Source organism: Treponema sp. R8-4-B8 (assembly GCF_054786175.1).
In genome coordinates this window covers 1-1,007 of record NZ_BDHE01000129.1, presented here as the reverse complement: position 1 = coordinate 1,007, position 1,007 = coordinate 1, and the positions used below count along the sequence as shown (strand labels likewise).

The following is a 1,007-nucleotide window of genomic DNA, read 5'->3' as shown; positions in this document are numbered from 1 at the left end:
GCGATTAGTGAAGAGGCAAAGGCGGCGGGCGTTGATAAATTCCTTCCCAAGCCGCTGTTCCCCTCCTCTATCGAAGAAATAATCAATGAATGTCTCGGCGTTGAAAAACAGCAGACGGAAAAATCGCAGGATGAAATCATTGACGGCATTTTTGCAGGACGGCGCGTATTGCTGGTTGAAGACATAGAAATTAACCGCGAAATTGTAATAGCTTTATTTGAGCCGACAAAGTTGGAAATAGACTGCGCTGAAAACGGCGTAGAAGCCGTCCGCATGTTTACCGAAGCCCCCGATAAATACGAATTAATTTTTATGGATATACAAATGCCCAAAATGGACGGCTACGAAGCGACGCAGCGTATTCGGTCAATGGATAATCCTAAGGCAAAGGCCGTTCCAATAATCGCAATGACCGCTAACGTATTTAAAGAGGACATTGAAAAATGTCTTGCCGCCGGCATGAACGGCCACATTGGCAAACCGTTGGATTTTGAGGAAGTGATGAATATTCTCCACTCATATTTGGGAGTGGAAAAAAGATGAAGATTAAAATACCGGGAATTTTTTCAAAAAGCCCCCTATACGTGCAACTGCTGTTTACCTCTTTCGCGTTTTTATTAATGGTTGTGTTAAGCATTATCTTCACCAGCAGAATCGTGCGCGACAACCTGTTACGCCATGTTGAAAGCGTGCTTAACTCCGTGGAATCCCAAATTGACAGTGAACTGCTGGAATCGCGCACTATACTGGACGAATTCGCGCAATCAATACAATATTTAATTTTACGCGGTACTGACGCCTCAGAGTTACGCGCTTATAACGCGTACATATCAAATCATTTGCTTTCAAAGAAACTGGACACTTTAAGTTCAAACGGGCCTTACGGCTATATTGAAACGCTTGCGGACGGGCCGTTTCTTCTTATCGGCATTGACTGGAATCAGCCGGAAAATTTTTCGCCTATGGATCGCCCCTGGTATAAAGCCGCCCTTGAAGCCGACGGCCGC

General features: G+C 45.0%; 2 protein-coding genes. Both read left to right on the top strand.

All coding sequences use genetic code 11. The features are described from left to right. A partial coding sequence (locus ACYVRA_RS07365) for a response regulator (RefSeq protein WP_461252099.1) occupies positions 1 to 543 on the top strand: 543 nt, incomplete at its 5' end. Next, positions 540 to 1,007, top strand: a 468-nt coding sequence (locus ACYVRA_RS07360) for a hypothetical protein (RefSeq protein WP_461252098.1), incomplete at its 3' end; no start/stop codon positions are given. The genes ACYVRA_RS07365 and ACYVRA_RS07360, both read left to right, overlap by 4 nt.